The 25,658-nt window shown below is 74.0% G+C and carries 22 protein-coding genes; 14 read left to right on the forward strand and 8 right to left on the reverse strand.

Translation table 11 applies throughout. The features are described 5' to 3' along the window. Nucleotides 1-23 precede the first annotated feature (23 nt). Both ACWDCZ_RS23075 and ACWDCZ_RS23080 read left to right on the forward strand, forming a co-directional pair. Complete coding sequence (locus tag ACWDCZ_RS23075; protein ID WP_449812184.1) at nt 24-233, forward strand: MbtH family protein; 210 nt, start codon at nt 24-26, stop codon at nt 231-233. After that, the gene (locus ACWDCZ_RS23080; RefSeq protein ID WP_449816857.1) at nt 230-595 is read left to right on the forward strand and encodes a nuclear transport factor 2 family protein; all 366 of its coding nucleotides are present in this window, start codon (nt 230-232) and stop codon (nt 593-595) included. The genes ACWDCZ_RS23075 and ACWDCZ_RS23080 overlap by 4 nt, the downstream gene beginning before the upstream one ends. A gap of 27 nt (nt 596-622) precedes the next feature. On the opposite strand, the gene ACWDCZ_RS23085 is transcribed toward ACWDCZ_RS23080, so the two are convergent. The 4 genes from ACWDCZ_RS23085 to ACWDCZ_RS23100 form a co-directional block, all read right to left on the reverse strand. Then, on the reverse strand, nt 623-3,544 hold the full coding sequence (locus ACWDCZ_RS23085; protein WP_449816858.1) for an amino acid adenylation domain-containing protein: 2,922 nt from the start codon (nt 3,542-3,544) through the stop codon (nt 623-625). A gap of 37 nt (nt 3,545-3,581) precedes the next feature. Beyond that, nucleotides 3,582-4,406 carry an SDR family oxidoreductase gene (locus ACWDCZ_RS23090; protein WP_049649015.1) on the reverse strand — a complete coding sequence of 275 codons (825 nt, stop codon included), beginning with the start codon at nt 4,404-4,406 and terminating at the stop codon, nt 3,582-3,584. Further along, nucleotides 4,397-5,143 carry a thioesterase II family protein gene (locus ACWDCZ_RS23095; RefSeq protein WP_449816859.1) on the reverse strand — a complete coding sequence of 249 codons (747 nt, stop codon included), beginning with the start codon at nt 5,141-5,143 and terminating at the stop codon, nt 4,397-4,399. Before ACWDCZ_RS23095 ends, ACWDCZ_RS23090 begins: the two co-directional genes overlap by 10 nt. Nucleotides 5,144-5,317: 174 nt before the next feature. After that, complete coding sequence (locus ACWDCZ_RS23100; RefSeq protein WP_049649017.1) at nt 5,318-6,004, reverse strand: LuxR C-terminal-related transcriptional regulator; 687 nt, start codon at nt 6,002-6,004, stop codon at nt 5,318-5,320. A 539-nt stretch (nt 6,005-6,543) separates the two neighbouring features. Between ACWDCZ_RS23100 and ACWDCZ_RS23105 the strand changes: the two genes are divergently transcribed. From ACWDCZ_RS23105 to ACWDCZ_RS23120, 4 genes are all read left to right on the forward strand, one after another. Further along, nucleotides 6,544-7,677, forward strand: coding sequence for a sensor histidine kinase (locus ACWDCZ_RS23105; RefSeq protein ID WP_117490369.1), 1,134 nt, complete (start codon nt 6,544-6,546; stop codon nt 7,675-7,677). A 121-nt stretch (nt 7,678-7,798) separates the two neighbouring features. Beyond that, nucleotides 7,799-8,701: an ABC transporter ATP-binding protein gene (locus tag ACWDCZ_RS23110; protein ID WP_049649023.1), complete on the forward strand. Its 903-nt coding sequence runs from the start codon at nt 7,799-7,801 to the stop codon at nt 8,699-8,701. Next, nucleotides 8,694-9,446, forward strand: a complete 753-nt coding sequence (locus ACWDCZ_RS23115) for an ABC transporter permease (RefSeq protein ID WP_063780012.1) — start codon at nt 8,694-8,696, stop codon at nt 9,444-9,446. Before ACWDCZ_RS23110 ends, ACWDCZ_RS23115 begins: the two co-directional genes overlap by 8 nt. 180 nt (nt 9,447-9,626) lie before the next feature. Further along, entirely contained in the window at nt 9,627-10,301 is a 675-nt protein-coding gene (locus tag ACWDCZ_RS23120) for a response regulator (RefSeq protein WP_049649020.1), read from the forward strand. A 150-nt stretch (nt 10,302-10,451) separates the two neighbouring features. Here ACWDCZ_RS23120 and ACWDCZ_RS23125 read toward each other — a convergent pair whose 3' ends face one another. Then, complete coding sequence (locus tag ACWDCZ_RS23125) at nt 10,452-11,717, reverse strand: L,D-transpeptidase (RefSeq protein WP_449816860.1); 1,266 nt, start codon at nt 11,715-11,717, stop codon at nt 10,452-10,454. A 287-nt stretch (nt 11,718-12,004) separates the two neighbouring features. On the opposite strand from ACWDCZ_RS23125, the gene ACWDCZ_RS23130 reads away from it, so the two are divergent. The 3 genes from ACWDCZ_RS23130 (at nt 12,005) to ACWDCZ_RS23140 (ending at nt 15,516) form a co-directional block, all read left to right on the forward strand. Beyond that, nucleotides 12,005-13,243, forward strand: a complete 1,239-nt coding sequence (locus tag ACWDCZ_RS23130; RefSeq protein WP_449816861.1) for a helix-turn-helix domain-containing protein — start codon at nt 12,005-12,007, stop codon at nt 13,241-13,243. A gap of 273 nt (nt 13,244-13,516) precedes the next feature. After that, nucleotides 13,517-14,812, forward strand: a complete 1,296-nt coding sequence (locus ACWDCZ_RS23135; protein WP_449816862.1) for a sensor histidine kinase — start codon at nt 13,517-13,519, stop codon at nt 14,810-14,812. After that, nucleotides 14,809-15,516, forward strand: coding sequence for a response regulator transcription factor (locus ACWDCZ_RS23140; protein ID WP_117490385.1), 708 nt, complete (start codon nt 14,809-14,811; stop codon nt 15,514-15,516). The genes ACWDCZ_RS23135 and ACWDCZ_RS23140 overlap by 4 nt, the downstream gene beginning before the upstream one ends. A 108-nt stretch (nt 15,517-15,624) precedes the next feature. On the opposite strand, the gene ACWDCZ_RS23145 is transcribed toward ACWDCZ_RS23140, so the two are convergent. Continuing rightward, nucleotides 15,625-16,794 (reverse strand): serine hydrolase domain-containing protein, encoded by a 1,170-nt coding sequence (locus tag ACWDCZ_RS23145; protein ID WP_449816863.1) that lies wholly within the window; start codon nt 16,792-16,794, stop codon nt 15,625-15,627. Between the two features lie 111 nt (nt 16,795-16,905). Continuing rightward, nucleotides 16,906-18,066, reverse strand: coding sequence for a serine hydrolase domain-containing protein (locus ACWDCZ_RS23150; RefSeq protein ID WP_449816864.1), 1,161 nt, complete (start codon nt 18,064-18,066; stop codon nt 16,906-16,908). A 355-nt stretch (nt 18,067-18,421) separates the two neighbouring features. Between ACWDCZ_RS23150 and ACWDCZ_RS23155 the strand changes: the two genes are divergently transcribed. The 3 genes from ACWDCZ_RS23155 (at nt 18,422) to ACWDCZ_RS23165 (ending at nt 20,559) form a co-directional block, all read left to right on the forward strand. Next, a complete protein-coding gene (locus ACWDCZ_RS23155) occupies nt 18,422-18,778 on the forward strand; it encodes a WXG100 family type VII secretion target (protein WP_049657205.1) in 357 nt (118 codons plus the stop codon). A gap of 38 nt (nt 18,779-18,816) precedes the next feature. Further along, nucleotides 18,817-19,143, forward strand: coding sequence for a WXG100 family type VII secretion target (locus ACWDCZ_RS23160; protein WP_049657206.1), 327 nt, complete (start codon nt 18,817-18,819; stop codon nt 19,141-19,143). A 78-nt stretch (nt 19,144-19,221) separates the two neighbouring features. Further along, on the forward strand, nt 19,222-20,559 hold the full coding sequence (locus tag ACWDCZ_RS23165) for an EsaB/YukD family protein (RefSeq protein WP_387826794.1): 1,338 nt from the start codon (nt 19,222-19,224) through the stop codon (nt 20,557-20,559). Between the two features lie 83 nt (nt 20,560-20,642). On the opposite strand, the gene ACWDCZ_RS23170 is transcribed toward ACWDCZ_RS23165, so the two are convergent. Beyond that, nucleotides 20,643-21,374, reverse strand: a complete 732-nt coding sequence (locus ACWDCZ_RS23170) for a LuxR C-terminal-related transcriptional regulator (protein ID WP_049660980.1) — start codon at nt 21,372-21,374, stop codon at nt 20,643-20,645. Between the two features lie 269 nt (nt 21,375-21,643). Between ACWDCZ_RS23170 and ACWDCZ_RS23175 the strand changes: the two genes are divergently transcribed. Together ACWDCZ_RS23175 and ACWDCZ_RS23180 are read left to right on the forward strand one after the other, a co-directional pair. Continuing rightward, complete coding sequence (locus ACWDCZ_RS23175) at nt 21,644-22,717, forward strand: hypothetical protein (RefSeq protein ID WP_449816865.1); 1,074 nt, start codon at nt 21,644-21,646, stop codon at nt 22,715-22,717. Nucleotides 22,718-22,757: 40 nt separating this feature from the next. Continuing rightward, nucleotides 22,758-25,496 carry a right-handed parallel beta-helix repeat-containing protein gene (locus ACWDCZ_RS23180; protein WP_449816866.1) on the forward strand — a complete coding sequence of 913 codons (2,739 nt, stop codon included), beginning with the start codon at nt 22,758-22,760 and terminating at the stop codon, nt 25,494-25,496. Nucleotides 25,497-25,658: the final 162 nt, after the last annotated feature.

Here is a 25,658-nt window from a genome sequence, read left to right on the forward strand (position 1 = left end):
AGACGCAGAGATGAGGACATCCCATGACGAACCCGTTCGAGGACCCGGACGCCGGCTACCTCGTGCTCGTCAACGACGAGGGGCAGCACTCCCTGTGGCCGGCCTCCCTCGCGGTGCCCGACGGCTGGGCGGTCGCCCACGCCGAGGACACCCGCGACACCTGCCTGGAGTACATCGACCGGCAGTGGACCGACATGCGGCCGCGCGGCCTGGCGGGGAGCATGCAGTCATGACCGGAGCCTCCCCGATCCAGGACGCGGTCCGCCGCTACTACTCACTGGTCGACGCCAACCGCTTCGACGAACTGGTGGAACTCTTCACCGCCGACGCGACCTACGAACGGCCGGGCTACCAGCCCCTGGTCGGCCGGGACGAACTGACCGCCTTCTACCAGGGGGAGCGGGTCATCGCCGACGGCCGGCACACGGTCGACCAGCTGCTGCTGTCCGGGCGGGAGGCCGCGGTGCGCGGCAGCTTCACCGGAACGCTCAAGGGGGGTGACGCGGTGAGCCTGCGGTTCGCCGACTTCTTCCGGACGGACGGCACCGGCCTCTTCGCCCACCGCGTCACGTACTTCTTCGCTCCCTTGGTGTGAACACCGCTGGTCTGAGTGCGAGGACGGCTACGGGGTCTCCCCGACGCGGCCGAGGACCAGCTCCACGAAGGACCGCGCCGTCGAGTTCCCGTAGAACTCGCGCGGCGTCACCTTGGGCAGCCCCCGTTGCCGCAGGTCCGACAGCATGCGGACCACCAGGAGGGAGTTGCCGCCGAGTTCGAAGAAGTTGCCGTCGGGTTCCACGTCGACGCCCAGCAGACCGGACCACACGGCGAGGATCTCGGTCCCGAGGTCGCCGCCCTTCGCCTCCGGATCCGCCGTGGCGCCGTCCCGGTCCGTGACCGGTGCCGGTGCCGGTGCCGGTGCCGGTGCCGCGGTCGGAGCCGGGGCCGGGGCGGGGCCGGTGGACGGGGCCGGGAGCCGGGAGAGGTCCGGCTTGCCGTTGAGGGTCAGCGGGATGCCGGACACCCCGGTGAGGCCGGCCGGCAGCATGTGGTCCGGCAGCACGCGCCGGGCCGTCCGCCAGACCTGGTCCACCGAACCGCCGTCCCGGAGCACCACGTAGGCGTCGATGCGGGCGCCGGCCGGGTCCCCCGCCTCGCCCTCCCGGAAGACGACCGCCGCGTCGGCGACCCCGGGGTCCGAGGCCAGGACGGAGGTGATCTCGTCCAGCTCGATCCGGTGGCCCCGCACCTTCACCTGGTTGTCCAGCCGGCCGAGGTGGTCGAGCCGGCCGTCCGGCCTCAGCCGGCCCCGGTCGCCGCTGCGGTAGACCCGCTCCCCGGTCACCGGGTCGTCGACGAAACGGTCCGCCGTCAGCTCGGGACGGCCGAGATAGCCGTCGGCCACCCCGGCACCACCCACGTAGATCTCACCGGCGGGCCCCGGCGGCAGGACGTGGCCGTGCTCGTCCCGGACCGACACCCACCAGCCGGGCAGCGCCCGGCCCACGGACCGGGACCGCTCCAGGACCTCGCGCGGGGTCACCTCCTGCGCGGTGACGTGGACGGTCGTCTCCGTGATGCCGTACATGTTGACCAGCCGGCACCGGGCGGGGGAGTGACGGGCGAACCACCGCCCCAGCATCGCCGTGTTCAGCGGTTCGCCGCCGAAGACGACCAGCCGCAGGGCGAGCGGTGCGGCGCCCGGGGCCGACCGGGTGTCGGCCTCGATGAGCTGGGAGAACGCGGACGGGGTCTGGCTGAGGACGGTCACCCGCCGCCGGGCCAGCAGCTCGTGGAACTCGTCCGGGTCACGCGCCGCCCAGTGTGGTACGACGACCAGCCGGCCCCCGGTGAGCAGGCAGCCCCAGATCTCCCACACGGAGAAGTCGAAGGCGCTGGAGTGGAAGAACGTCCACACGTCGTCCGGTCCGAGCCCGAGGTCCGCGGACGTGGCACCGACCAGGGCCAGCACGTTGCGGTGGGGGACCACGACCCCCTTCGGGCGGCCAGTGGATCCCGAGGTGTAGATGACGTAGGCGGCCGTGTCGGTGTTGCCGGTCTTCCCGGTCTCCAGGGGTTCCTGCGCGTCCATCAGTTCCTGGGGCGAGACCACGGTCACCCCCTCGATCCGGGGGAAGCGCGCCGGGTCCCCGATGACGACCGGCACCCGGGCGTCGGTCGCGGTGTAGCGCAGCCGCTCCTCGGGGTACCGGGCGTCCATCGGGACGTAGGCGCAGCCCGCCTTCAGCACGCCCAGCAGGGTGGCGACGAGCGTGGTGTCCCGCTCCAGGCACACCCCCACCCGTGCGCCGCCCACCCCGAGGGCGCGCAGCCCGGCGGCCACCCGCTCCGCCCGGTCGTCCAGCTGGCCGTACGTCAGACTGCTCTCGTCGTCGGTCACCGCGACGGCGTCCGGCCGTTGCCGGGCCAGCTCCGCGATCCGCCCGTCGATGGTCTCCGGCGGCGTCCGCCGCTCCGGCCCGGGCCCGGGCCCGGCGGGCGCGGGCTCGCCGGGGTCGGCCGCGGGACGGAAGCCGCCCAGCCGGGTCACGGCCTCGGCCGCGGCGTGGTCCAGCAGGCCCAGCCGCGCCGTCGGAGTCGTCCCGGGCAGGGTGCGCAGCCGCTCGGCCAGGTGCAGGACGCTCCGTCCGAACCACTCCGCGGTCAACGGGGCCACCGTGCGCGGATCGTGGTGGAGGCGGGCGGCGCAGGTGCCGTCGGGCTGCCGCTCCAGATGGAGGACCAGGGAGAGCCCCGACCCCGGGAACGGGGTGTAGGACGTCCCGGAGGCGGCGTCACCGAGGACCACGCCCACGCTCGCGACCGCAGCGCCGGGCAGCGGAGTGCCGGTACCGGCCGCGAGGAGGTCCGCGACCGTGCCGTCCGCGTCGACCCGGACGGAGCGCACCGCGGGACCGCCCATCCGAAACGCGCGGTCGAACACCGCGATGCGCGCCTCCGGCCCGCCCTGGTAGCGCGCCAGCGCCAGCGCCGCCGCGGCCACCAGCGGCTCCTCCCCGGGCCACTCCGGACGGTCCGTCAGCGGGACCGTCCCGGCGGCGGTGGGGTCCGGCGCCTGGCGGTCCCCCAGGCCCCAGGGCACCGTGAGCGGCGTGGTGTCCCCGTCCGACGGGTCCTGCGCGTCCTGCGCGTCCGGTGTGTCCGGTGTGTCGAGGGAGGGCAGCGGGTCGCCGTCGAGGGGCTCACCGTCCAGGAGGAGCGCCGCCAGCCGCACGAGGACGCCGTAGGGCACCGAACGCCGCGCCACCAGGACCGCGTCGACGACCCCGTCGGCGTACTCCACGAGCACGGCGCGCAACGGGGGTCCGCAGGGGTGCAGGGGCCGCTCGGCCTCCTGGCGGACGCGGGCGTGCCCGGGGCCGGTCGAGGAGTCCACCGCGAGCGGCAGGGTCCACAGCCTCGACCCCGCCCGCTCCGGCCGTTCCCCGCTCTCTTGTTCCAACAACGTCCGGCTCTGTTCCCGGTCGACCGGGTACCGGGCGCGTACCACCAGGCTGTGGCAGGCAGGAGTGCGTACGGTCATCAGATCTCCGTCTCCGAAGGGGGGCGGGCGGGCACGGTCACCGGGCGCTGAAGCCGCCGTCGACCGTGAGCACACTGCCGGTCACCTGGCGCGAGTCGTCGCCCGCCAGCCAGAGGGCCGCACCGGCGACGTCCGGGGGCTCGATGAGGGCGTTCATCGGCTGGGCCTGGACGAACACCTCCTCGTGTTCGTCGACGCGGACGTCGAGCGAGCGCGCTATCTCGGAGAGCATCCGGCCCTCGACCAGGGGGTCGTCCCGGACGGAGCCGGGGCAGAGCGCGTTCACCCGGACGCGGTGCGGCGCGTAGTCCAGTGCCGCCGCCTTGGTCAGGCCGATCATGCCGTGCTTGGCGGCGACGTAGCCGGCGAAGTGCCGGTAGCCCACGAGACCGGCCGTCGAGGCGATGTTGATGATGCTGCCCGAGCGCTGCTCGATCATCGCCGGGACCACGGCCTTGGTCATCCGCCAGGCGCCCGACAGGTCGACGTCCAGCATGAGCGACCACTCGTCCTCGGTGATCTCGTGGACCCTGCGGCCGGAGGGCGCGGCGATCCCCGCGCCGTTGACCAGGACGTCCAGCCGTCCGAACCGGTCGAGGCACTCCGCCACAACCGAGGTGACCCTTCGGAGGTCGCGCACGTCGCAGTGGGCCGGGAGCACCGTGACGCCGTGCCGCGCGCACAGGTCGGCCGTGTGCGCGAGCTGGGCGGCCGACCCCATGGGGTAGCCCACGCCGGGGAGGTCGTCGGCGATGTCGAGCAGCAGCAGGTCGGCGCCCTCCGCCGCGAACCGGACGGCACAGGCGCGGCCGAGCCCGCGCGCCGCCCCCGTGATCACGGCCGTCTTGCCCTTCAGCTGCACGGCGACCCTCCGCGGTCGGGGTCGGCCGGGGCGGCGCCGCCGTCGGAGAGTACCTGCGCGACCGTGGCCAGCAGCACCTCCGGGGAGTCGACCAGGTACATGTGACTGCCGGGCAGTTCCCGGTAGTCGAAGGACGCCCCGGTGGTGCTCCGCCACTCCTCCGCCTGCGTCCGGGAGACGAGCCCGTCCTCGGCGCCGCGCAGCGAGGTGACCGGGAGCGGCAGCGGGGTGTCGGAGGCGGGGACGTAGTCCTCGTGCATCGCCACGTCGGCGCGCAGCAGGGGCAGGAGCAGCTCCCGCAGGTCGGGGTCGTCGAAGGCCGCGTGCCGGTAGCCGGCGAACTCGCCGACGCGGGCCAGGAACTCCTCGTCGTCCAGCCCGGTCGCCCGCCGCTCGCGCCCGCTGCCGGGGCCGGGGGACCCGCTCACGAAGAGGTGGCGGAGTCCGGAGCGTCCGCCCAGCTCGCGGGCCAGCTCGTACGCGAGGACGGCACCCAGGCTGTGCCCGAAGAGCGCGAACGGCGCCTCGCCGCCCACGAGTTCCAGTATTCGCGGGGCGAGGGCGGCGGCGGCCTCCGACGCGTCGGTGAACGGCTCCTCCAGGAACAGCTCCTCGCGGCCGGGAAGTTGGAGGGGTACGACCTTGAGGCCGGGCGGTGCGACGTTCCAGGCGCGGTAGAACCCGGCTCCGCTGCCCGCGAAGGGAAGGCAGACGAGGGGCAACTCGGTGGGGGACACGACTCGTTCACTCCTTGTGTTCCGATGGGGCCGGAATGCTGATTTCGGGCATGGCACGCCGAAGCCCCGGCTCGGCGGGGCCGTCGTCGGCCACCCGCTCCAACCGGAGCTTCTTCCTGCGGGTCAGGCGCGTTCGGCAGAGCTATGTCATGCCACGCCTGAGGTGAACTCGTGCTACGCGGTGCGGACTTCCCGTGTCTCCTTCCCGAGACCGGCGTCGCGGGCCAGCACGGCGGCGGAGGCCCGGTCGTGCACCTCCAGTTTCGCGAAGATCCGCGAGACGTAATTGCGTACGGTCTTTTCCGCCAGGAAGATCCGACGGGCGATCTGGTGGTTGCTCAGTCCGCCGGCGACCAGTTCCAGGATCTCGAGTTCCCTGCTGGTCAGTTCGGACAGCCCGGTCGTCTCCGGCAGGATCCGCACGGTGGAGAAATGCTGGCTGAGCCGGGAGGCGATGGTCCGGCTGAAGACGGCGCCCCCCTTGGCCACGATCTCGATGGAGTGGAGGAGTTCCTCGGAGGACCTCATGTGCGAGAGGTATCCGCTGACCCCGACGCGCAGGGCGGTGAAGACGGCGTCGTCGTCGTCGTTCTGCGACACCACCATCATTTTGGGCCTGGTCTTGTGGCGGCGGAATGTCGAGACGATCTGCTGGGCGTTCTCGTAGATGGACCTCTTCGAGGACGGCTCGCCCAGGATGACCACGTGCGGCTGTAATTCGGTGTTCTCGAGACATCGCATGCCGTCGAGGACGCCCACGGCCCGGCCGACGAGTGTGAATCTGCCATCCTGTTCGATGATTGTCTCCAGTCCGGCGAGTGAAACCGGATTGTCGCTGATGATGAACAGGTTGATCTCCATTTGTACGTCCCCCGTTTGGCACGTCGTACGGCTCGTTTTTCTTCGGTGCGTCATTCTTTGCAGGAGAAAGGCCGGTCCGGTGCTCCAGCGAGTATGGGTAGACGAATGATCGAAACGCAAGTTCCGCTCTTAACTGCAAGGGATCGTTCCGCTTGATGAGTGACTATCCGGTCATCCGGTATGTCTTCGCCGGACGGGTGTGGCGCGGGGACGCCGGCGGTCCCCTGGGCTCGCGGGTGAGCCCGGAGTCCCTGGGGCCATGGGCCCGGCGCGGCCCCGTCACCGGTTGCCCTCCCTCCGCGCCGGGCACCGTGCGGGCGCGGCGGACGGTGGCCGAAACGGGGAGGTGACGACTGTTTCCCGAGGAACGGATGTTTATCCAGAGACAGGGGGGGCATTGTCGACAGGCATATGGTGTGGACCAATGGGCCTGGTCGCCGGCGGGCGACAGTACACCCGCAGGGCGAATTGCGGTACACGCCGACCTTGATCCACACCCGTACTGGACGCGCCTCGAACCGGCCCCCTACGTTCGGCACATGGGTAATGCTCCTCGTCGGCGCCTGATCACACTGGACGTGCTGGCCGCGCTCGGGTTCGTGATCCTCCCGCAGGTGTCGGTGCTGCGTCCGGCCGACGGCGGCGAGGTGAGCGCCACCGCCGTGTGGCTGCTGTCCCTGGGCACCGCGCTGCCGCTGGTCGTACGGAGGCTGTGGCCGGTCCCGGTGTTCGCGGTCGCGTTCACCGCCGCCTGGGTGGCGCTGGTCGCCGGGGTCGGGCCGACCCCCTTCCTCGCCGCCGCCTACGCCCTGTACCTGGTGGCCACCACCAGGAGGGGGCGACCGGGGCTTTCCGTGGCCCTCGTCGCCGGGCTGTGCACGGCCGGCGCGGTCCTGATGACGGTGTCGGGAGGGCAGGGGTACCAGGGCGGGAGCAGGGCCGTACAGGTCGTGCTCGGAGTGCTCGTCCTCGGCGCCACCTGGGCGACGGGGGCCGCGGTCAGGGAACGGCGGGAGAGCCTGCGGCGCGCCATCGAGCACGCGGCCGAGCAGGCGAAGGCCGAGGAACGCCTGCGCATCGCCCGTGACATCCACGACGTCGTCACCCACAGCGTGGGCGTGATCGCGATCAAGGCGAGCGTCGCCAACCACGTGGCCACCACCCGCCCCGAGGAGGCGCGGGAAGCCCTGGCGGTGATCGAGGACATCAGCCGCCGGGCGCTGCGTGACATGCGGGCCACCCTCAAGGTGCTGCGCCGCGAGCAGGACGGCGGCGCCGGCGACCTGCGGCCGGTCCAGGGGCTGACGGACCTGCCGGCCCTGGTGCGCACGGCCGAGGCCGCCGGAGTCCGCGTCGACCTGCGGAGCGAGTACGAGGAGGAGCCCCCGAACGGTGTCGCGCTGTCCGTGTTCCGGATCGTCCAGGAGGCCCTGACCAACGTCGTCAAGCATGCCGCGCCCACCCGCTGCCGGGTCCGGATCGCGGCCGTCCAGGGCACGTTGACGATCGACATCACCGACGAGGGCCCCGGGCCCGGGCACCGGCCCACCGTGCCCGGCGGGGGGATGGGCCTGGTCGGGATGAAGGAGCGGGTCGCCGCGCACAGCGGCACCTTCGGCGCCGGGCCGCGGCCGGGCGGCGGCTTCCGGATCGTGGTGACACTGCCGTACTGAGCCCGACCCGTTCCCGGGTGCCGGACTCATCCGCAGGTATGGGTTCGGCCCGCGCGGGCCGCCGCGGAATCCCGACCCCGGACCGATGCGGCCGGCCGGCCCGCCCGACGAGACTCGTCCCGTGATCGAAGTCCAGAACCTGACCAAGCGGTACGGGGAGACCACCGTCGTGGCAGGCCTCACCTTCACGGTGCGGCCGGGCGCCGTCACCGGATTCCTGGGCCCCAACGGGGCCGGGAAGTCCACGACGATGCGCATGATCCTCGGCCTCACCCGCCCGGATGCCGGAACCGCCCTCATCGGCGGCCGCCCCTATCACGAACTGACGTACCCCGCCCGGCAGGTCGGCGCCCTGCTGGAGACGGCGGTCGCGCACCGCAGCCTGACCGCCGCCGACCATCTGCGCTGGATCGCGCAGAGCAACCGGATCGACCGGCGACGGGTCGCGGAGGTCCTGGAGGCGGTCGGCCTGACCGGAGCGGCCCGGCGGCGGGTCGGCACGTTCTCCCTCGGCATGGGACAGCGGCTCGGCCTGGCCGCGGCCCTGCTCGGCGACCCGCCCGTCCTGGTGCTCGACGAGCCGGTCAACGGCCTGGACGCCGAGGGCATCCGATGGCTGCGCGACCTGCTGCGCTCGATGGCCGCCGAGGGCCGGACCGTCCTCGTCTCCAGCCACTTGATGGCCGAGATGTCCGTGGTCGCGGACGACCTGGTCGTCATCGGCCGCGGACGACTGCTTACCCAGACCGGCACGGAGGAGTTCATCCGGCGCCACGCACGGACCTACGTGCGGGTGCGGACCTCCGAACCCCTGCGCCTGCACCGGGAACTGGAACGGAACGGCGCCTCGCTGAGCCTCGCGCACGACGGCAGCCTGGAGGTCGACGGCATGACGGCGGCCGAGATCAACCGGCTGGCCGCGGCGGGCGACCTCCCGCTCGAAGAGCTGAGCACCCACACGGGATCGCTCGAGGACACCTTCCTCAAGCTCACCGGCCCCGAAGGGAGCAGCACCCGTGTCTGAGACGGCCGCGGCCATGCGGGCCGAGTTCACCAAACTGCGCGGCGTCCGCGGCACGTTCGTCGCGCTGCTGCTGTTCGCCCCCGCCAGCCTCTTCCTCTCCGCCCTGGGCGGCTGGTCCGCGAGGAAGGCGATCGAGTCGGACAACCCCCTGCTCCGCTCCGACTTCACCCCCGAGCAGACCGGCATGGACGGCGTCCTCTACGGCCAGCTGGCGCTGATCGTGTTCGCCGTGCTCCTCGTCTCGAGCGAGTACTCGTCCGGCATGATGCGGGTCTCGCTGCTCGCCGTGCCCCGGCGCGGGCGGCTCTACCTGGCGAAGGCGGCCGTCACCGCCGCCGCCGCGGTGGCCGTCGCGATCCCCGTCACCGTCCTCGGCTACCTGCTCACGCAGTTCGCCCTCGGTCCCCACGGCGCCGGCATCGACACGAGTGGTGTCCCCCGCGCCCTCGCCGGCGCCGTGGTCTATCTGACGATGATGAGCCTGTTCGCGGCGGGCGTGGCCTCGACGGCCCGCGGCGCCGTCGTCCCGCTGGCCGTCCTGCTCCCGATGGTGCTCGCCGGCTCCCAGATCCTGTCCACCATCGGCGCGACCAAGGAGATGGTCCGGTACCTCCCCGACCGGGCCGGCATGCGGATGCTCACGGTCGGCTCGGACGACGCGCTCACCGGGTTCGCCGTCCTCCTCGCGTGGACCGTCGTGGCACTGGCGGCCGGCTGGCTGCGCCACCGGCGTTGGGACGGTTGACGGGACGGGCGGGGAGGGACTCGACGTCGCGTGACGGGCGCGGCCGGCCGGCGTGCTCCGGCCCCGGCCGACCGCCCTCAACAGGGCTTATGTCCAAAGGCAGTTGAGGAGACGGAACAGGCGCTGCTGCTAGAATCGCGGACTTCGAGGGCTCGATGAGCAGTTTGCGGGGAATGCGGGATGGCCGAGGCGGTCCGGGTGCTGATCGCGGACGATCAGGCGCTGTTGCGCGGGAGCTTCCGCGTCCTCGTCGACTCGACACCGGGGATGGAGACCGTCGGCGAGGCCGGTGACGGCGCCCGGGCGGTGGAACTCGCCCGGGAGCTCAGGCCCGACGTCGTCCTGATGGACCTGCGGATGCCTGTCATGGACGGCATCGCGGCCACCCGGGAGATCTGCTCCGACGAGACCATGGCCGGCGTACGGGTGCTGGCCCTGACGATGTTCGACATGGACGAGTACGTCTACCCGGCCCTCCAGGCGGGCGCGAGCGGATTCATGCTGAAGGACGCCTCGCCCTCGGACCTGGTCGCCGGCATTCGCGTCATCGCCACCGGCGAGGCCGTCCTGGCGCCCACGGTCACACGCCGCCTCATCGAGACCGTCTCCCGCACCCGGCCGACGGCGCGGCCGGCTCCGCGGCTCGTCGGGCTCACCAGGCGGGAGCAGGAGGTGCTCGTGCTGATCGCGAACGGGCTGTCGAACGCCGAGATCGCCCAGCGGCTGGTGATCAGCCTGCCCACCGTGAAGACGCATGTGAGCAGCCTTCTGGCCAAGCTGAACGTCCGGGACCGGGCCCAACTGGTCATCATCGCCTACGAGAGCGGTCTCGCCGAGCCGGGCATGCCCGCCTGACGCCTGCCGCCTGCCCGAGGCCGCGCCCGGGCGTGGCGGAGCCGCCGTGGTGGGGAGGAGCCCGGGGGCCTCTTCCACGGCGGCTCCGCTGTTGTGGTCGCGGTCGGTGGCAGTCCGTCGGCTTCCGGAGCCGGTCGGTGCCGCCGGGGGCTACCAGTTCGCCCAGGGGAGGTTCCAGCCGCCCAGGCCGTTGTCGGGGGCGACGGTCTTCTCCTTGGTGTTCACGATCGTGACGACGTCGCCGATCAGCGAGCTGTTGAAGAACGCCCCCGCGCTGGAGGTGTCGCTGCCGCCCTCGGTGTCCTTGAGCGCGACGCAGCCGTGGCTGGTGTTCGCCTTGCCGAAGGGGTCGCCCTCGTACCAGTAGTTGCCGTGGAGGTAGGTGCCGCTCCTGGTCAGCCGCATCGCGTGCGGGACGGCGGGGATGTCGTACTCGTTGCCGAGGCCGACGGTCTGGGAGTTCATGTGGGTGACCTTCTCCTTGGACATGATCACCATGGTGCCGCCCCACGACGGGTGCTTCGCGTCGCCGAGCGTGGCGGGCACGGTGGTGCTCTTGCCGTCCCGGACGACCGTCATCTGGTGCGTGGCGGCGTCCGCGGTGGAGACCTGGGAGCGGCCGATGCTGAACGGCTCGTCCTTGTCGACGTCGCCCCACACGCCCGGGGCGACCTCGACGTTCTTCAGCCGGTAGTGGATGGTCACTTTGGTGCCCGGCTTCCAGTAGTCGGCCGGGCGGAAGTCCAGCCGGTTGTCGTCGAACCAGTGGCCCTTCACCTCGGTGCCGTTGTCCGTCTCGAAGGTGATCGCCTTGGCGACGGCGTCCTTGTTCACGACCTTCGTGCTGAAGTCCACCTTGACGATCATGCCCACGCCGTACGTCTGGCCGTCGCCGATGTTGTCGTTGGTGGACACCTGCTTCTCGGGCGTGAGCGTGGTGAAGGCGGAGGTGGACGCGGCCACCAGGCCGTCGGCGTCCGCCGCCTGGGCGTTCACCGTGTACGCCGTGCCGGGGGTGAGCGCGGCGGCGGGCTTCCAGCCGGTGCCGTCCGGGGTGATCGAGCCCTGGACGGGCTTGCCGTCCTTGTCGGTCACGTCGACGGTGGTGAGCCTGCCCTTGGAGACGGACACCCGCAGGGCGTTCGGCGCGACGCCGCGGGCGCCGTCCTTCGGCTCGACGTCCAGCACGGCGGCGGACGTCTTCGAGGTGGTCGTGTTCGCGTTCCCGTCCCCGGTGGCGCCGGGGGCGGCGGTGGCGGAGGCGCCCGCCGGGCCGGCCGCTGCACCGCCCTTGCCCTGCTCGTCACCGCAGGCCGCGGTCATCAGCAGGACCCCGCCCATCGTCAGTGCCACCGCGCCGCGGTTGAAACGGTCGGTGGTGCGTATGGCGGAACGGGCCGCCCGAACAGTGCTCACAGGTGCTCCTTCTCGGTGTTGGTCGCCAGCTTGTCCGGCTGCTCGTCCCGGCCACAACGGTGAGCCGGCGATCAGGGACCCGGGGACGCCCGTACCCGCTCTGAGCTGGGAAGACGTAAGCTTCCTGGGACGTGTTCGCGGGATGGCGGAACCGTGGGACGGCGTGCCGCGTGCTTGTCTGCCGGAGCCCGCGCCACAGCCGTCGGGGGCGGGGGCGGGGGACGTGACGGTGCCGAGCCCGACTGCCGGGGGCGGGTGAAGGAACAGTGCCGAAGGGAATCGGGAAGTTGAGGGAGACGGACGAGGTCGCCCGGCTGCTGCAGGAGCTGAAGAGCCGGTCGGGGCTCAGTTACGGAGCGCTGGCGAAGCGGCTGCACCTGAGCACGTCGGCCCTGCACCGCTACTGCAACGGCGATGTGATGCCGACGGAGTTCGCCCCGCTGGACCACTTCTCGCGGGTGTGCGAGGCGACGCCGCAGGAACGCGTCGAGCTGTACCGGCTGTGGGTCGTCGTCCGTGCGACGCGTGGGAACAGGCCGACCGCCGCCCCTGAGCCGGTGGCACCCGCACCGCCCGCGACCCCGGTACCGCCCGCGACCCCGATACCGGAGGCGGCCCCGGCACCGGAGCCCGTCCCGGACCGCGCCCCCGCGGTGCCGTCGCGGCGGCGCACCCGCCGCCGGGGCGTCCTCGCCGCGGTGACGGCCATCGCGCTGCTGGTCGCCGTCGGGGTCGTCGTCACCGGCCTGAGGCTCCGTCCGGACGGGGAGACCGACCCCGCCCGGGCCGCCGACGCCGGGTCGTCCACCGGATCCCCGGCCCCGTCCCTGTCCCCGCAGCTGTCCGCGGCCGCCGTCGCCGCCGCCGTCGCCGCTGCCGGGGCGAGCCCGTCCGGGGCGACCGGCGGGGCGGACCCGAGCACCAGCGCACCGATCAGCGTCGCCGTCCACCCGTCCGGCTGGGACGCCAAGTGCGACCAGTACGTCGTCAACCGCCCGCCGTCCGAGGTCCCCCGACCGCCCGCCGTGCCGGAGGCGGCGGGCTGGGCCTCCCAGGTCGGCGCGGTGCCGGGCCACTCCCGGTCGGTCAAGCTCACCGTGCAGGGCACCGGCTGGGACACCGTGCTGCTGACGGGTCTCAACGTCCGGGTCACCCGGGTCGCGGCCCCGCTCGCCTGGAACGCCTACTCCATGGGCGAGGGCTGCGCCGGTGGAGTCGGCGCCCGCTCCTACCGCATCGACCTGGACGCGGCCCGCCCCGTCCCGGTCGTGGCCGACGGCAGCGGCAGCCTGCCGGTGGTCGTGACCCAGAGCGAACCGGCGGTCATCGAGGTCACCGCCGAGACCACCACCCACGACGTCAGCTGGTACCTGGAACTGGAGTGGACCAGCGGCAACCGGAAGGGGATGCTGCCCGTCGACCTCGGCCACGGCACCCCGTTCCGCACCAGCGCGGTGAAGGACCGGCCGCTGTACGCCTACCCGGCGGGCGGGCAGGCCTGGGAGCAGGCCCCGGCCCGGCGGTAACGGCGCCGACGGCGGCGCCGGGGGCGGGAACAAGGGCGGGAACGCGATCAGGACCGGGGCCCCGGGGTACGGCCCCGGCCAGGACCAGGGGCCCGGTCCGGGATCGGTCCCGGGAGCCTGCCCGGGGCCGGGGGCCGCTGGGAGGATCGACCGGGGACGCCGGAGCGCTCCCCGGGCCGCGGGCCGCCGCGAGGGGACGGCTCACGGGCGGCGGTCTCGGTGGACCGGCGAGGCCCGGGGCCGCCGACCGGCCGTAGAGAGGAGCGCCACAGCATGTCGACGCACCACGGGCCACTGCTGCCACTGCCACTGCCACTGCGGCCGTCGCCGGAGCCGAGCGGCGCCGGCCTGCCCTGGACGGCCGGTGACGCGCTGGTGGCCGTCGGGGTGGCCGTCCTGGACCTCCTCGGCTACACGATCGGCGGCTCGGACGGAAGACCGCCGATCGCCGCGACCGCGCTGGTCCTGCTGGTACTGGCGGCCGTGCCGCTGCTCACCAGGCGCCGCCACCCGCTGGCGTCGCTGGCGGGGGTGCTGGTCCTCGGCCTGGCGCTGAACCTGAGTGTGTCGATGCCGCCGCACTTCACCGGCACGCTCTGCGTCGCGCTGTTCGCCGTGGCCCGGTCCCGCGGCGTCGCGGTGGCCGTGCCGACCGGCCTCGTGGCGGCCGCCGTACCGCTGGTGGGCCGGGGGTATCCGCTGCCGCCCGCGGTGGGGGACGTGGCGGGCAACGTGGTCGCCGCGGCGCTGGTCGTCGTCACGGCCGAGGGGCTGACGTGGTGGCAGCGCGAGGCGGAGGTCAGGCGCGGGCTGCTGGCCGACCGCGCGGTGGCGCAGGAACGGCGGCGCATCGCGCGGGAGCTGCACGACATCGTCGCCCACCACATCACCACCATGCAGCTGATGGCCGCCGGTGCCAGGGCCAACCTCGGCGGTGACACCGAGGTGGTGCGCGAGGCCCTGGCCACCCTGGAGGGCTCCGGCCGGATGGCACTGCGCGAGATGCGCCACCTGCTCGACGTGCTGCGGGCCGACGACGAGCCGGACGGGTCGGACCGGGCTCCGGGCAAGGCACCGGGCGGGGCGTCGGGTGAGGCGCCGTCCGCGCCGCAACCCGGGGTCGGGCAGCTCGGACAGCTCGTCGAGGAGTCCCGCAGGGCCGGCCTGCCCACCGACTTCGCCGTCCTGGGGGAGGAGCGCCCGCTGCCGCCGAGCGCCGGCCTGGCGGTGTTCCGGATCGTCCAGGAGGCCCTCACCAACACCCGCAAGCACGCGGGCCGGGCCGCCCGGGCGAGGGTCCGGCTGACCTACCACCCGGACTGGGTCACCGTCGAGGTGTCCGACAACGGCACCGCCGCGCCGCCCGACTCCCCGGTGGACGCCCTGGTGGGCGCGGGTGGTGCGCCCGGACCGCGGGCCGGCCGCACCGGGTACGGTCTGATGGGCATGCGCGAGCGCGTCGCGCTGCAGGGCGGCAGCATGGTGGCCGGGGGCATCGACGGTGGTGGCTTCCGGGTGGTGGCCAGTCTGCCGGTGGCGCCGGCGGACGGAGAGGAACAGCTCGGATGACGGGAACCGCGGAGCGGATCAGGGTGCTGATCGCGGACGACCAGCCGCTGGTGCGGCGAGGCCTGGCGCTGATCCTGGCCCCCGACCCGGCGTTCGAGGTGGTGGCCGAGGCGGACAACGGGCAGCGGGCGGTGGACCTCGCGCACCAGCACCGGCCCGACGTCGTGGTGATGGACATCCGGATGCCGGTCCTCGACGGGGTCCAGGCGACCGAGCGGCTCTCCCAGGAGCTGCCCGCGTGCCGGGTCCTGGCGTTGAGCACCTTCGACATGGACGAGTACGTGGTCGCCGCCCTGCGCGCCGGCGCCTCCGGGTTCCTGCCCAAGGACGTCTCCCCGGAGGAGCTTTCGGCGGCCGTGCGGACGGTGCACGGCGGGGAGGCGGTGGTGGCGCCGCGCCTGCTCACCCGGCTGATCTCCACCTACGTCACCTCGCCCCGGCTGCCGCGGCCGCCGGTGTCGGCGCCGGTGCCGGTGTCCGCTCCGGGTGAACTGACGCCCCGTGAGATCGAGGTGTGGCACCTGCTGGCCACCGGCCTCGACAACGCCGAGATCGCCTCGGCGATGGGCATCAGCGTCTCCACGGTCAAGAACTACATCACCAGCGTCTTCGCCAAGCTGAGCGTCCGCGACCGCGCCCAGGCGGTGATCGCGGCCTACGAGTCCGGTCTGGTCGAGGCCCGGTCCGCGAACCCGGCCGGCTGAAGCGGGCCGAGCAGGGCTGGAGTCGGGCTGAAGCGGGTCGGACCAGGCGGAAGCGAGCAGGGTCGGGCCGGCCCCCGGCGTGGGCAGGGGGCCGGCCCGAGGCCCGGGTCAGCGGCAGAGGGCCGCGTCCAGGGCGTCCGTCATGTGCTGCGCGCCGGCCTCGCCCGGGACGGTGGTGACGGTGATGGTGGCGGCGCGGCCGTCCTCGGTGACGCCGCCGCGGGTCCGGTAGCCGGGGGCGGTGCCGCCGTGGCCCCAGACGAGGCCGCCGCAGGAGAGCGGCCTGCTCTGCAGGCCCAGTCCGTAGCGGATCCCCTGGCCGATCAGATCGGCGGGGACGGTGGTGCGCATCTCGGCGAGCTGCGCCGCGGGCAGGAGCCGCCCGCCGAGGAGCGCGGCGAAGAACGTGTTGAGGTCGGTGTTGGTCGAGACGATCGCCCCCGTCGCCCAGGCCATCGAGGAGTCCATCTCGGTGTAGTCGAACCGGGGTGCGCCCGGTGTGCCGGGGAGGTAGCCGTGGGGGTGGGCCTCGTGGACGGTGGTGTCACCGACGGCGGGGAAGTAGGTGTGGCGCAGGCCGATGCGGTCGATGACGCGCTTGGTGATCTCCTCGCCGACGGGCCGTCCGGTGATCTTCTGGACGAGGAGTCCGGCGACGATGTAGTTGGTGTTGCTGTACGCCCAGCCGGTACCCGCGGGGAAGAGGGCCTTCTGGGCGAGGGCGCCGTCGAGGAGGTCGCGGGGCTCGAAGTAGCGGTACTGCACCGTGGTGAAGTCCGAGAGTTCGGGGGAGTCCATGTAGTCGGGCAGGCCGCTGGTGTGCTGGAGCAGTTGGCGGACGGTGATGCCGCGCCCGTCGATGCCGTCGCCGCGCAGCAGGCCCGGCAGGTAGGTCTCGATGGGGGAGTCCAGGCCCACCTTTCCTTCGGCGACGAGCTGGAGGACGACGACGGCGGTGAAGGTCTTGGTGTTGCTGCCGGCGCGGATCTGCCCGTCCACGGGGACCTTGGCCCCGGTGACGAGGTCGCCGACGCCGGCGGTGTAGTTGCGGGTGCGGCCGTCGCGGCCCTTGACGGCGGCCAGTGCGGCGGGCAGGCCGTCGTCCTTGACCAGGGCGTTCAGGCTCTGTTGGACGGTGTCGGGCCGGCCGCCGGCGAACGCCGCGGTCGGTGCCAGAACGCCGGCGGCCACGGCGGTGACGGTCGCCACGGCCGCCACCACCCGGTGCCGGCCACGGCGGCTGCGGCGGGTCCGGCTGTGCTGTACGCGCTCGTTCATGGAGGAACTCCTCTGCTGGAGGCGGGAATTGGCGGGGCGGGCGGGTTCCGCGCGCCGAGGCGCGCGGAACCCGCTGGTCGTGGTCGTGCCGGTGCGGACGCTCGGACCGGGTCAGCGGCAGAGGGCCGTGTCCACCGCGGCCCCGACGTGCTGCTCGGCCTCCTCGCCCGGGATCATGGTCACCGCGATACCGGCGGCGCGGCCGTCGTCGGTGGCGCCCCCGGAGCTGAAGTAGCCCGGGATGGTCCCGAGGTGGCCCCAGTACAGGCCGCCGCAGGACAGCGGGCGGCTCAGCAGGCCCAGCCCGTAGCGGGTGCCGGGACCCACCGAGTCGGCGGGGACGGTGGTGCGCATCTCGGCGAGCTGCGCCGCGGGCAGGAGCCGGCCGCCGAGGAGCGCGGCGTAGAAGCGGCTGAGGTCGCTCGTGGTGGAGACGACGGCGCCCGCCGCCCAGCCCCAGGACGGGTCCAGGTCCGTGTACTCGCGGAACGAGCCGTCGGCTTCCTGGTGGTAGCCCTTGGGGTGGGCCTCGCGGAAGGTGGTGTCGCCGGGGGTGGGGAAGTAGGTGTGGCGCAGGCCGATCCGGTCGACGACGCGCCGGTTGATCTCCTCGCCGAGCGGCCGCCCGGTGACCTTCTGGATGATCAGGCCGGCCACCAGGTAGTTGGTGTTGTTGTACTCCCACCGCGTACCCGGGGCGAAGTGGGCCTTCTGGGCCAGGGCCGCGTCGAGGAGCTCGCGCGGTTCGTAGTACCGGTTCGGGTTGGCGAGGATGGCGCCCTTGTCCACGTACTCGGGCAGGCCGCTGGTGTGCTGGAGCAGCTGGCGGACGGTGATGCCGCGCCCGTCGATGCCGTCGCCGCGCAGCAGGCCCGGCAGGTAGGTCTCGACGGGCGAGTCCAGGCCCACCTTTCCTTCGGCGACGAGCTGGAGGACGACGACGGCGGTGAAGGGCTTGGTGTTGCTGCCGATCCGTATCTGGCCGTCCGTGGGGACCTTGGCCCCGGTGGCGAGGTCGCCGACGCCGGCGGTGTAGGTGCGGGTGCGGCCGTCGCGGCCCTTGACGGCGGCCAGCGCGGCGGGCACGCCGTCGTCCTTGACCAGGGTGTCCAGGCTCGACTGGACGCTGTCGGGCCTGCCGCCCGCGAACGCCGCGGTCGGGGCCAGAACGCCGGCGGCCACGGCGGCGGCCGCCGCCACGGCCACCGCCACCCGGTGCCGGCCGTTGCGGCGGCGGAGCGGAAGGCGGTGGTGCGGTGCGTGCTCGTACACGGGGGTCCCCTCTGGTGGTTGGCGCCGGGGATTCCCGGCCTGCGGCAAGAAGACCATTCAGGGGCACGGGAGTTCATCGGTTCCCAGGACGAGAGCGCACCCGGGAGCGGGCTCCCGGGAGCCGCCCCGGCCGGGACCGGGCTCCCGGCCGGGACCGCGGCGGGGAGGGGGCGGCGCCACGGCGGGGCGGTGCCGGGGCGGGGGCGAGGGACATCCGAAACGGTGACTGGAGGCGTCCCGGGGTGGTGGGGGAGGCTGGCGGCGACAATCCGGGCGTGGTGCTCGCGGCCGCGCCCCGACGGGTGGCGGCCGGCCGCCGCTCGCTCTCCGTCAGCAGACGTCGAAGGGGCCAGGGATGACGACGCCGGGCAACACCACGGGCAGTGGCGGTCCGTCGATGGGCGGCTACAAGGTCACGCCCGACGACGTCTCCGCGGCGTCCGTCTACGTGACCAACCAGGCCGGCGAGATCGACACCAAGATCGCCACGCTGCGGACGTACGTCGCGGGGCTGAGCGGCTGCTGGCAGGGCTCGGCGCACGGCGCCTTCGAGGTGCTGATGGCCGACTACGACATCTACGCGCGCATGATGCACGACGCGCTCACCGACATCGCCTCCGGCCTGCGCGGCAACTACGTCAACTATGTCGAGTCGGAGCAGGCGAACCTCGCCAACCTCCGCAAGGTGACGCTGCCCGCCGCCAAGTTCTGACGCCGCGTCCCTCCCCACCCCCTCCCAGGAGCACCGCGATGAGTTTCTCCGACGCCGTCCCGATCAGCGTCCAGCAGGACCTGGAGCACGCCGGCCCCTACCTCAACGCGCAGGCGGCCGACATCGCCCAGCAGCTGCACGAGCTGGCCATGTACCTGAACCAGCTGCCGGAGCTCTGGCAGGGCGCGGCCTCCGGCTACTACCAGGGGCTCCAGGCCGAGTGGAACATCGCGGCCGAGGGGCTGTTCGGCCCCGACGGCGTGCTCGGCCAGATCGCGCACGCCATGAACGTCAACTGGGCGAACTACAGCAGCGCCGAGTGGGCCAACTCGCAGACCTGGAACAACACCGCCGGCCGGCGCTGAGGCCGGGGCCGCCGCCGTCGTCGTGGGCGGCCGCCATCCGTACGACATTCCGCATGAACGAGGGCAAGAGAGCTACGCATGGCTGACGGGCACTGCCGAGTGACAGTGGTCGGCGAACACAAGCGGGTGGACCTCGCGGTCCCCGCCGCCGCCCCGATCGCGGAATACGTCACGACGCTGGCCCGGCTGGTCGGCCAGGAGGAGCTGGAGGCGCTGCCGGCGGCGTGGTCGCTGGCGGTGCCGGGCGGGCCGACGCTCCACCCCGTCTCCTCGCTGCGCGAGGCCGGGGTGCAGGACGGCCAGCTGCTGTACCTGCGGGACGCCGCCGAGGGCGAGTTCGAGGAACCGCTGGTCCGCGACGTCGACGAGCTGGTCGCCGACGTCGCCGACTCCTTCGGCGACCTGCGCTGGACCTCGCGCGCCCGCGCGGTCTGCGCGACGGTCCTGGGCGCGCTCGGCCTGGCCGCCGCCTGCGTGACGGCCGCCTCGCGCGGCGGCTGGTCCGGGGCGGTGGCCGGCCCGGTGGCGGTCGGCGCCGCGTTCGTCCTGGTCATCACCGGCTGGCTGCTGGGCCGTTCCACCCTGGACCTGCCGTCCCGGCTGGGCCTGCCGATCGCGCTGGCCGCCGTGCCCTGCGCGGCGGTGGCCGGCTGGTTCCTGCCCGACCCCGTGGACGGCAACGCCACCGCGGCGGCGCTGGGGGCGATGGTCGGCGCCGGGGCCGCGCTCTGGGCGGCGCCCTCGGTGGTCGCCGCCGCCGTGCTGCTGTTCGGCGTGGCCGGGGCGGCCGTGGTGGGACTGCTGGAGGCGGTGCACGCGGACCTCGCCCAGGGCGCGGCCGCGGTGGCCGTGGTCGGGTACGGGATGCTGCTGATCGCGCCCTGGCTGGCCGGCCAGCTGGCCGCGCTGTGGCCCACCGAGCGCGGGTCGGAGGACGGCGCGGTCCGCGTGATGGTGCACCGGGCACGGACCCTGCTGCTCTGCTGGACCGCCGCGGTCTCCCTGCTGCTGGCCGTCGCGCTGGCCGTGCTCGGCTCGGCGCACGGCGGCTACCCGCCGGCGCTGGCGGGCTGCCTGGCGGTCGCCGCGCTGCTGCGGGCGGGAACCTTCCGGCTGCTGGCCGAGGCGGCCCCCGTGGTGGTGGCCGGCGCGGTCGGCCTGGCCACCACCCTGCTGTTCGCGCCCGAGGCGATGGCGGCTCCCGGCTGGGTCGGCCCGGTGGCGCTCTGCGTGGTCGGGGTGCTGATGGCGGGCACCGGGGTGGCGCTGTCCTTCCGCCGTACGGCGGCCCGCGAGGCCGCGCGGCCGCCGGCGCTGAACGTGCTGGGCACGCTCTGCGGGGTGGCCGCGGTGCCGCTGGCGCTCGGGGTGTTCGGCGTGTTCCAGAACCTCGCCGCGTTCGGACACCACCTGTGAGCCGGACGGCCTGCCGGGCGGACCGCCGCCCGGTCCTGCCCCGGCCGGTCCCGGGCGGCCGGTCGGACGACTGGTCGGAGGGCCTAGCGCCCGCTGAGCTGGTGGACCCTCAGCTGCTCCGGGACGCCGAACCGGAGGGGGTCCGCCACCGCGGCGGGAGCCGTCGGGCCGGGGGAGGCCGCCGGCTCGGGACCGGTCTCGTCGACGTAGCCCAGTTCGATCGCCTTGCGGGTCAGCTCCGCCTTGTTGCCGGCGTTGAGCTTGGCCCGGATCCGCTTCACGTAGGTGTTGACGGTGGCTTCGCTGAGCGCCATCAGCCGGGCGATCTGGCCGTGGGTGTAGCCCTGGGCGATCAGCCGCAGCGTCTCCACCTCGCGGCGGGCCAGGCCCTGGCTCTCGCCGGGGCTGCGACGGCTCAGCTCGGAGTGGAGGTGGCCGCCCAGGCCCGCCGCGAGGTAGAAGCTGCCGCGGGCGACCGCCTCGACGGCGGACAGGAACTCGGTGTCGTCGGCGTGCTTGGTGACGAAGCCGTACGCGCCGGCCTTGAGCGCGGTCAGCAGGTCCCTGGGCTCGGCCGACGGGGAGAGGACCAGGACCGCGCTGGTGGCGCTCAGGGCGCCGATCACGTGCAGGACGGACGTGCCGGAGTAGGGGGTGGGGTCCAGCACCACCACGTCGGGGCGGAGCCCGCTCTCGGCCAGGTCGTGCACGGTGTCCACCGAGGCGATCACTTCCAGCCGGGGGCTGCGGGCCAGGACCTGCTCGATCCCCATGCGTGTCATGCGGTGGTCCTCGACGATGCCTATGGTCGGCATAACCGGCCTTCCCTCTCTCCGTCTCCCGTGCGGTCGCGCCAGCTGAGCCGCGTCGGGAGGTCTGCGTCACGTGCCGTCACTCCGTTCTACGCAGCCGGGGCCTGAGATGTTCGGATCGGTTGCGAGACGGCGACGGCGCCCGCTCGCGCACGCTCCGTCGAACCATCAGTGTGCGGAGCGGCACGGGCTGTTCGTCCGGGCGCCCGCACCGGAACATGTCGTATTCGGTCGGGGGGCCGCGCGCCCGCCCGCGCCCGTGGAGGTTGATCATGGCTGAGGCCGAGCAGGACGGTACGGACCGGCGGAACATGGTGGCGGCCTTCGTCAAGGAGGTCCGGGGCGGGGACGGCGGCCCTTCGAAGGTGGTGCCGCGCGCCTGGGCGGTGGGCCTCACCGTGCTCGTCGTCGGCGCGGGCGCGGTCGGCGTCGGCATGCTGGCCAAGGGCGGTCAGCACGGGCCGGCGAAGGCGGCCGCCGAGCACCCGGTGACGGCCACCCCCTCGCCGAGCGCCTCGACCGGCTCCGGCCAGCCGGCGCCCGGCACCCCGGGCAACGCGGCCCCGCCCCTGGCGAACACCGACACCGGTGCCGGCGGTTCGGGCGGCAACCCGCAGGGCCGGCCGGCCCCCGCGCCCGGCGACAACGCGCCCGCGCCCTCGGGCGACAACGCGCCCGCCCCGGCCGGCGGCGCGCCGCTCGCGCCCCGGAACAACCAGGCGGCCCCGGCGCCGGCGGCTCCCGCCCCGGCCGCTCCCGCCCCGGCGGCCCCGGCCCCGGCGGTCCCGGCGCCCAACCTGGCGGCGGCCAAGTCCGCCGCCTACACGGCGGTGGCCGGCTACGGCTGCCCGTCCAACAGCCTCCAGGGCTTCTCCGAGGCCGGCCGGTACTCCAACGGCAGCGCCGGCTGGGTCAGCGTGGGCAGCGCCGGCTGGGCGCAGGACGGTTGCAAGGGCCAGTTCGACGCGATGCCGATGTCGGGCGACGCGAAGGAGGACGACCGGAGCAACTACGCCCTGTGGACCTTCTCCCCGGGTGCGGCGGGCCTGCGCACGGCCACCTGCCAGGTCCAGGTGTACACGCCCAAGGACGGCGACATCACGCACGTCGGCGGGGAGCCGGCGCACTTCGAGGCCTACGGGTCGTCCAGCCTCTCCTCCGCGATGCTGAACGCCTTCGACGTCGACCAGCGGGGCCACCTCGGCGAGTGGAAGGACGTCGGCACCTTCAGGACCACGACCGGGGTGCTGATGATCAAGCTGGACAGCCGGGGCCTGGACTGGCACGGGAAGACGAAGACCAACGCCCACCTGGCGGTCGCCCAGATGCGGGCGACCTGCAATTGAGCCCTGTGGGTGCGGTACCAGGCCCCGAAGGGGTGCGCGCATGAGCAAGACGTGGGTCAAGGTCGCCCAGCGGGGCTGGGGCGTCCAGCGCAGCATCGGCGCGGCGGTGCGCACGGCCGCCGACGGCGGGGTCGTCTCGGTGATGCCGGGCGAGTACGCGGAGAGCGTGCTGCTGGAGCGCGGGGTCAGCCTGGAGGCGGCCGAGGGGCCGGGGACGGTCACGATCGCGCCGGCGCGCGGGCCCGCGCTCACCGTGGCCGGCGGCAGCCCCACCGTGCGGGGGCTGCTGCTGCGCGGCGCCGACCCGCGGGAGCCGGCCGTGCTGATCGGCGGCGGCGCACCCGTGCTGGAGCACTGCGAGGTGGTCGGCGGCCGGGTCGAGGTGGCCGGGCGGGCCGCGCCGGTGCTGCGCGACTGCGCCGTCCGCGGGGCGGTCGGCGTCGGCCTGCGCCTGGGCGGGGACAGCCGGGCCGTGGTCGAGGGCTGCGCGGTGGCCGACACCGAGGGCGTCGGGCTGCTGGTCGCCGAGGGCGCCGTCCCCGAGGTGCGGAGCACCAGGATCGGCCCGAGCAGCGCCCAGGGCCTGTACGTCGGCGGCACCGGCGGCGGCTCGTTCGAGGGCTGCGAGGTGACCGGCAGCGGTGGCGCGGCCGTCCGGGTGGCCGACGCGGCGGCCCCGGTGCTGCGCGCCTGCCGCCTGCACGGCAACCACGCGGCGGGCCTGCACGTCTCGGCCGACACCCCCGAGCCGCTCGCGGCCGGGTCGGCCGAGCCGGCCGAGGGCGGCACCGTGCTGACGGACTGCGAGATCACGGGCGCCGCCACCGTGGGCGTCCTCGCCGACGAGGACGCCCGGGTGCTGCTGCGGGACTGCCGGGTCTCGCGGACCGGCGGCGCCGGGATCGTGGCCGTGGACCGCAGCCGCCTGCGCCTGTACGACACCGTCACCACCGACACCGGCGACACCGGGCTGGCCCTGGGCCAGAGCGCCTCGGCGCGGGTCGAGGGCGGCGGCTTCCTGCGCGCCACCGGCAACGGCGTGTACGTGGCGGGCGAGGCCGAACTGGCGCTGAGCGGCAGCGAGGTGGCGGACGCGGGCTTCAGCTGCCTGCACCTGGGCGAGGGCGGCTCCGCCGACCTGGCCGACTGCCGCCTGCACGGCACGCCGGAGCACGGCATCAGGGTCACCGGCAACTCCCTGCTGAGCGCCGAGGGCACCACCGTCGAGCAGGCCCGGATGGCCGGCGTCTCGGTGGAGGAGCGGGCCGACGCGGTGCTGCGCGGCTGCACCGTACGGGCCACCGGCGTCGGCGTACGCCTGGACACCCGCCACCGCCCGCTGCTGGAGGACTGCGAGATCGCCGCCACGGCGGGCGCGGGCGTGGAGGTCGGCGAGCGCACCGGCGTGCTGCTGAACCGCACCAGGATCCACGACACCGGCGGCTCCGGCCTGCTCGCCGCCGAGCGGAGCACCCCCGTGCTGGACGGCTGCGAGATCACCGACACGGCGGGCAGCGGCATCGTGGTGCGGGCGGGCGCCGACCCGCGGGTGCGGGCGAGCACGATCGCGCGCACCGCCAAGAACGGCCTGTACCTGGACGAGGGCGCGCACGGCCTGCTGGAGGACTGCGCGCTGTCCGAGACCGGCTACCCGGCCCTGTACGTCGGCGCGGGCGCCGATCCGGTGCTGCGCCGCTGCCTCGTCCACGACACCGCCGAGGACGTCGCGCTGGCCGAGCGGGCCGCCGCCGTGCTGGAGGACTGCCGGACGGAGCGGGTCGAGCAGGCCACCCTGCCAGCCGTCGGCGAGCCGGTCGCCCCGGGCACCCCGGCCGGGATCGCCCGGCCCTGGTCGCTGCCGGGAACGACGGCCGGAGCGACGGCCGGGGCGACGGCGGGGGCCGGCGCGCCGGCGGGCGACGGCGAGGCGGACGGGACGGAGGAGCGGGACCGCGCCGAGGCCGAACTGGCGGCCCTGCTCGCGGAGTTGCACCGGCTGGTCGGCCTGGAGCGGGTCAAGCGCGACGTCGAGACCATGGTCAAGCTGATGCAGCTGGTCCGGCGCCGCAAGGAGCTGGGCCTGCCGCCGCCGCCCACCAGCCGCCACGTGGTCTTCGCGGGGAACCCGGGCACCGGCAAGACCACCGTGGCCCGGCTGTACGGGCGGATCCTGCACGCGCTGGGCATGCTCTCCAGCGGCCACCTGGTCGAGGCGGACCGCGGCGACCTGGTCGGCGAGTACGTCGGGCACACCGCGCCCAAGACCACGGCGGTGTTCCGCCGGGCGCTGGGCGGGGTGCTCTTCATCGACGAGGCCTACGCGCTGGTGCCGCACGGCCAGGGCGGCGACTTCGGCCAGGAGGCCATCTCGACGCTGGTCAAGCTGATGGAGGACCACCGCGACGAGGTCGTGGTGATCGTGGCCGGCTACCCCGGGGACATGCAGCGCTTCATCGACGCCAACCCGGGCCTGGCCTCCCGGTTCACCCGCACGCTGACCTTCGACGACTACCTCGGCCCGGAGCTGGTCGACATCGTCGCCCACCAGGCCGAGCAGCACCGCTACGACCTGCCGGAGCCGACCCTGGCCGCGCTGGCCGGGTACTTCACGGAGCTGCCGCGCGACGAGGGCTTCGGCAACGGCCGCACCGCCCGCCAGGTCTTCCAGTGGATCACGGAGCGGCACGCCCAGCGGATCGCCGACCTCGACGCCCCGACGGCCGAGGACCTGACCACCGTCCTGCCGCAGGACCTGCCGGAGTTGAGCACGGCGGTCTGACGTACGGCGGTCCGGCGCACGGCGCCCCGGGGCTCCCTGCCCCGGCGCACGGCGCCCCGGGGCTCCCGGAGGGTGGCCTCAGTGGTGTTCGGTCAGCCTTACTTTGCTGGAAATGCCCAGGTCAGACGGGCTACGTTCAGGGCTGACGAACGACGACGGAGG

This window comes from Kitasatospora sp. NPDC001225 (assembly GCF_053597855.1).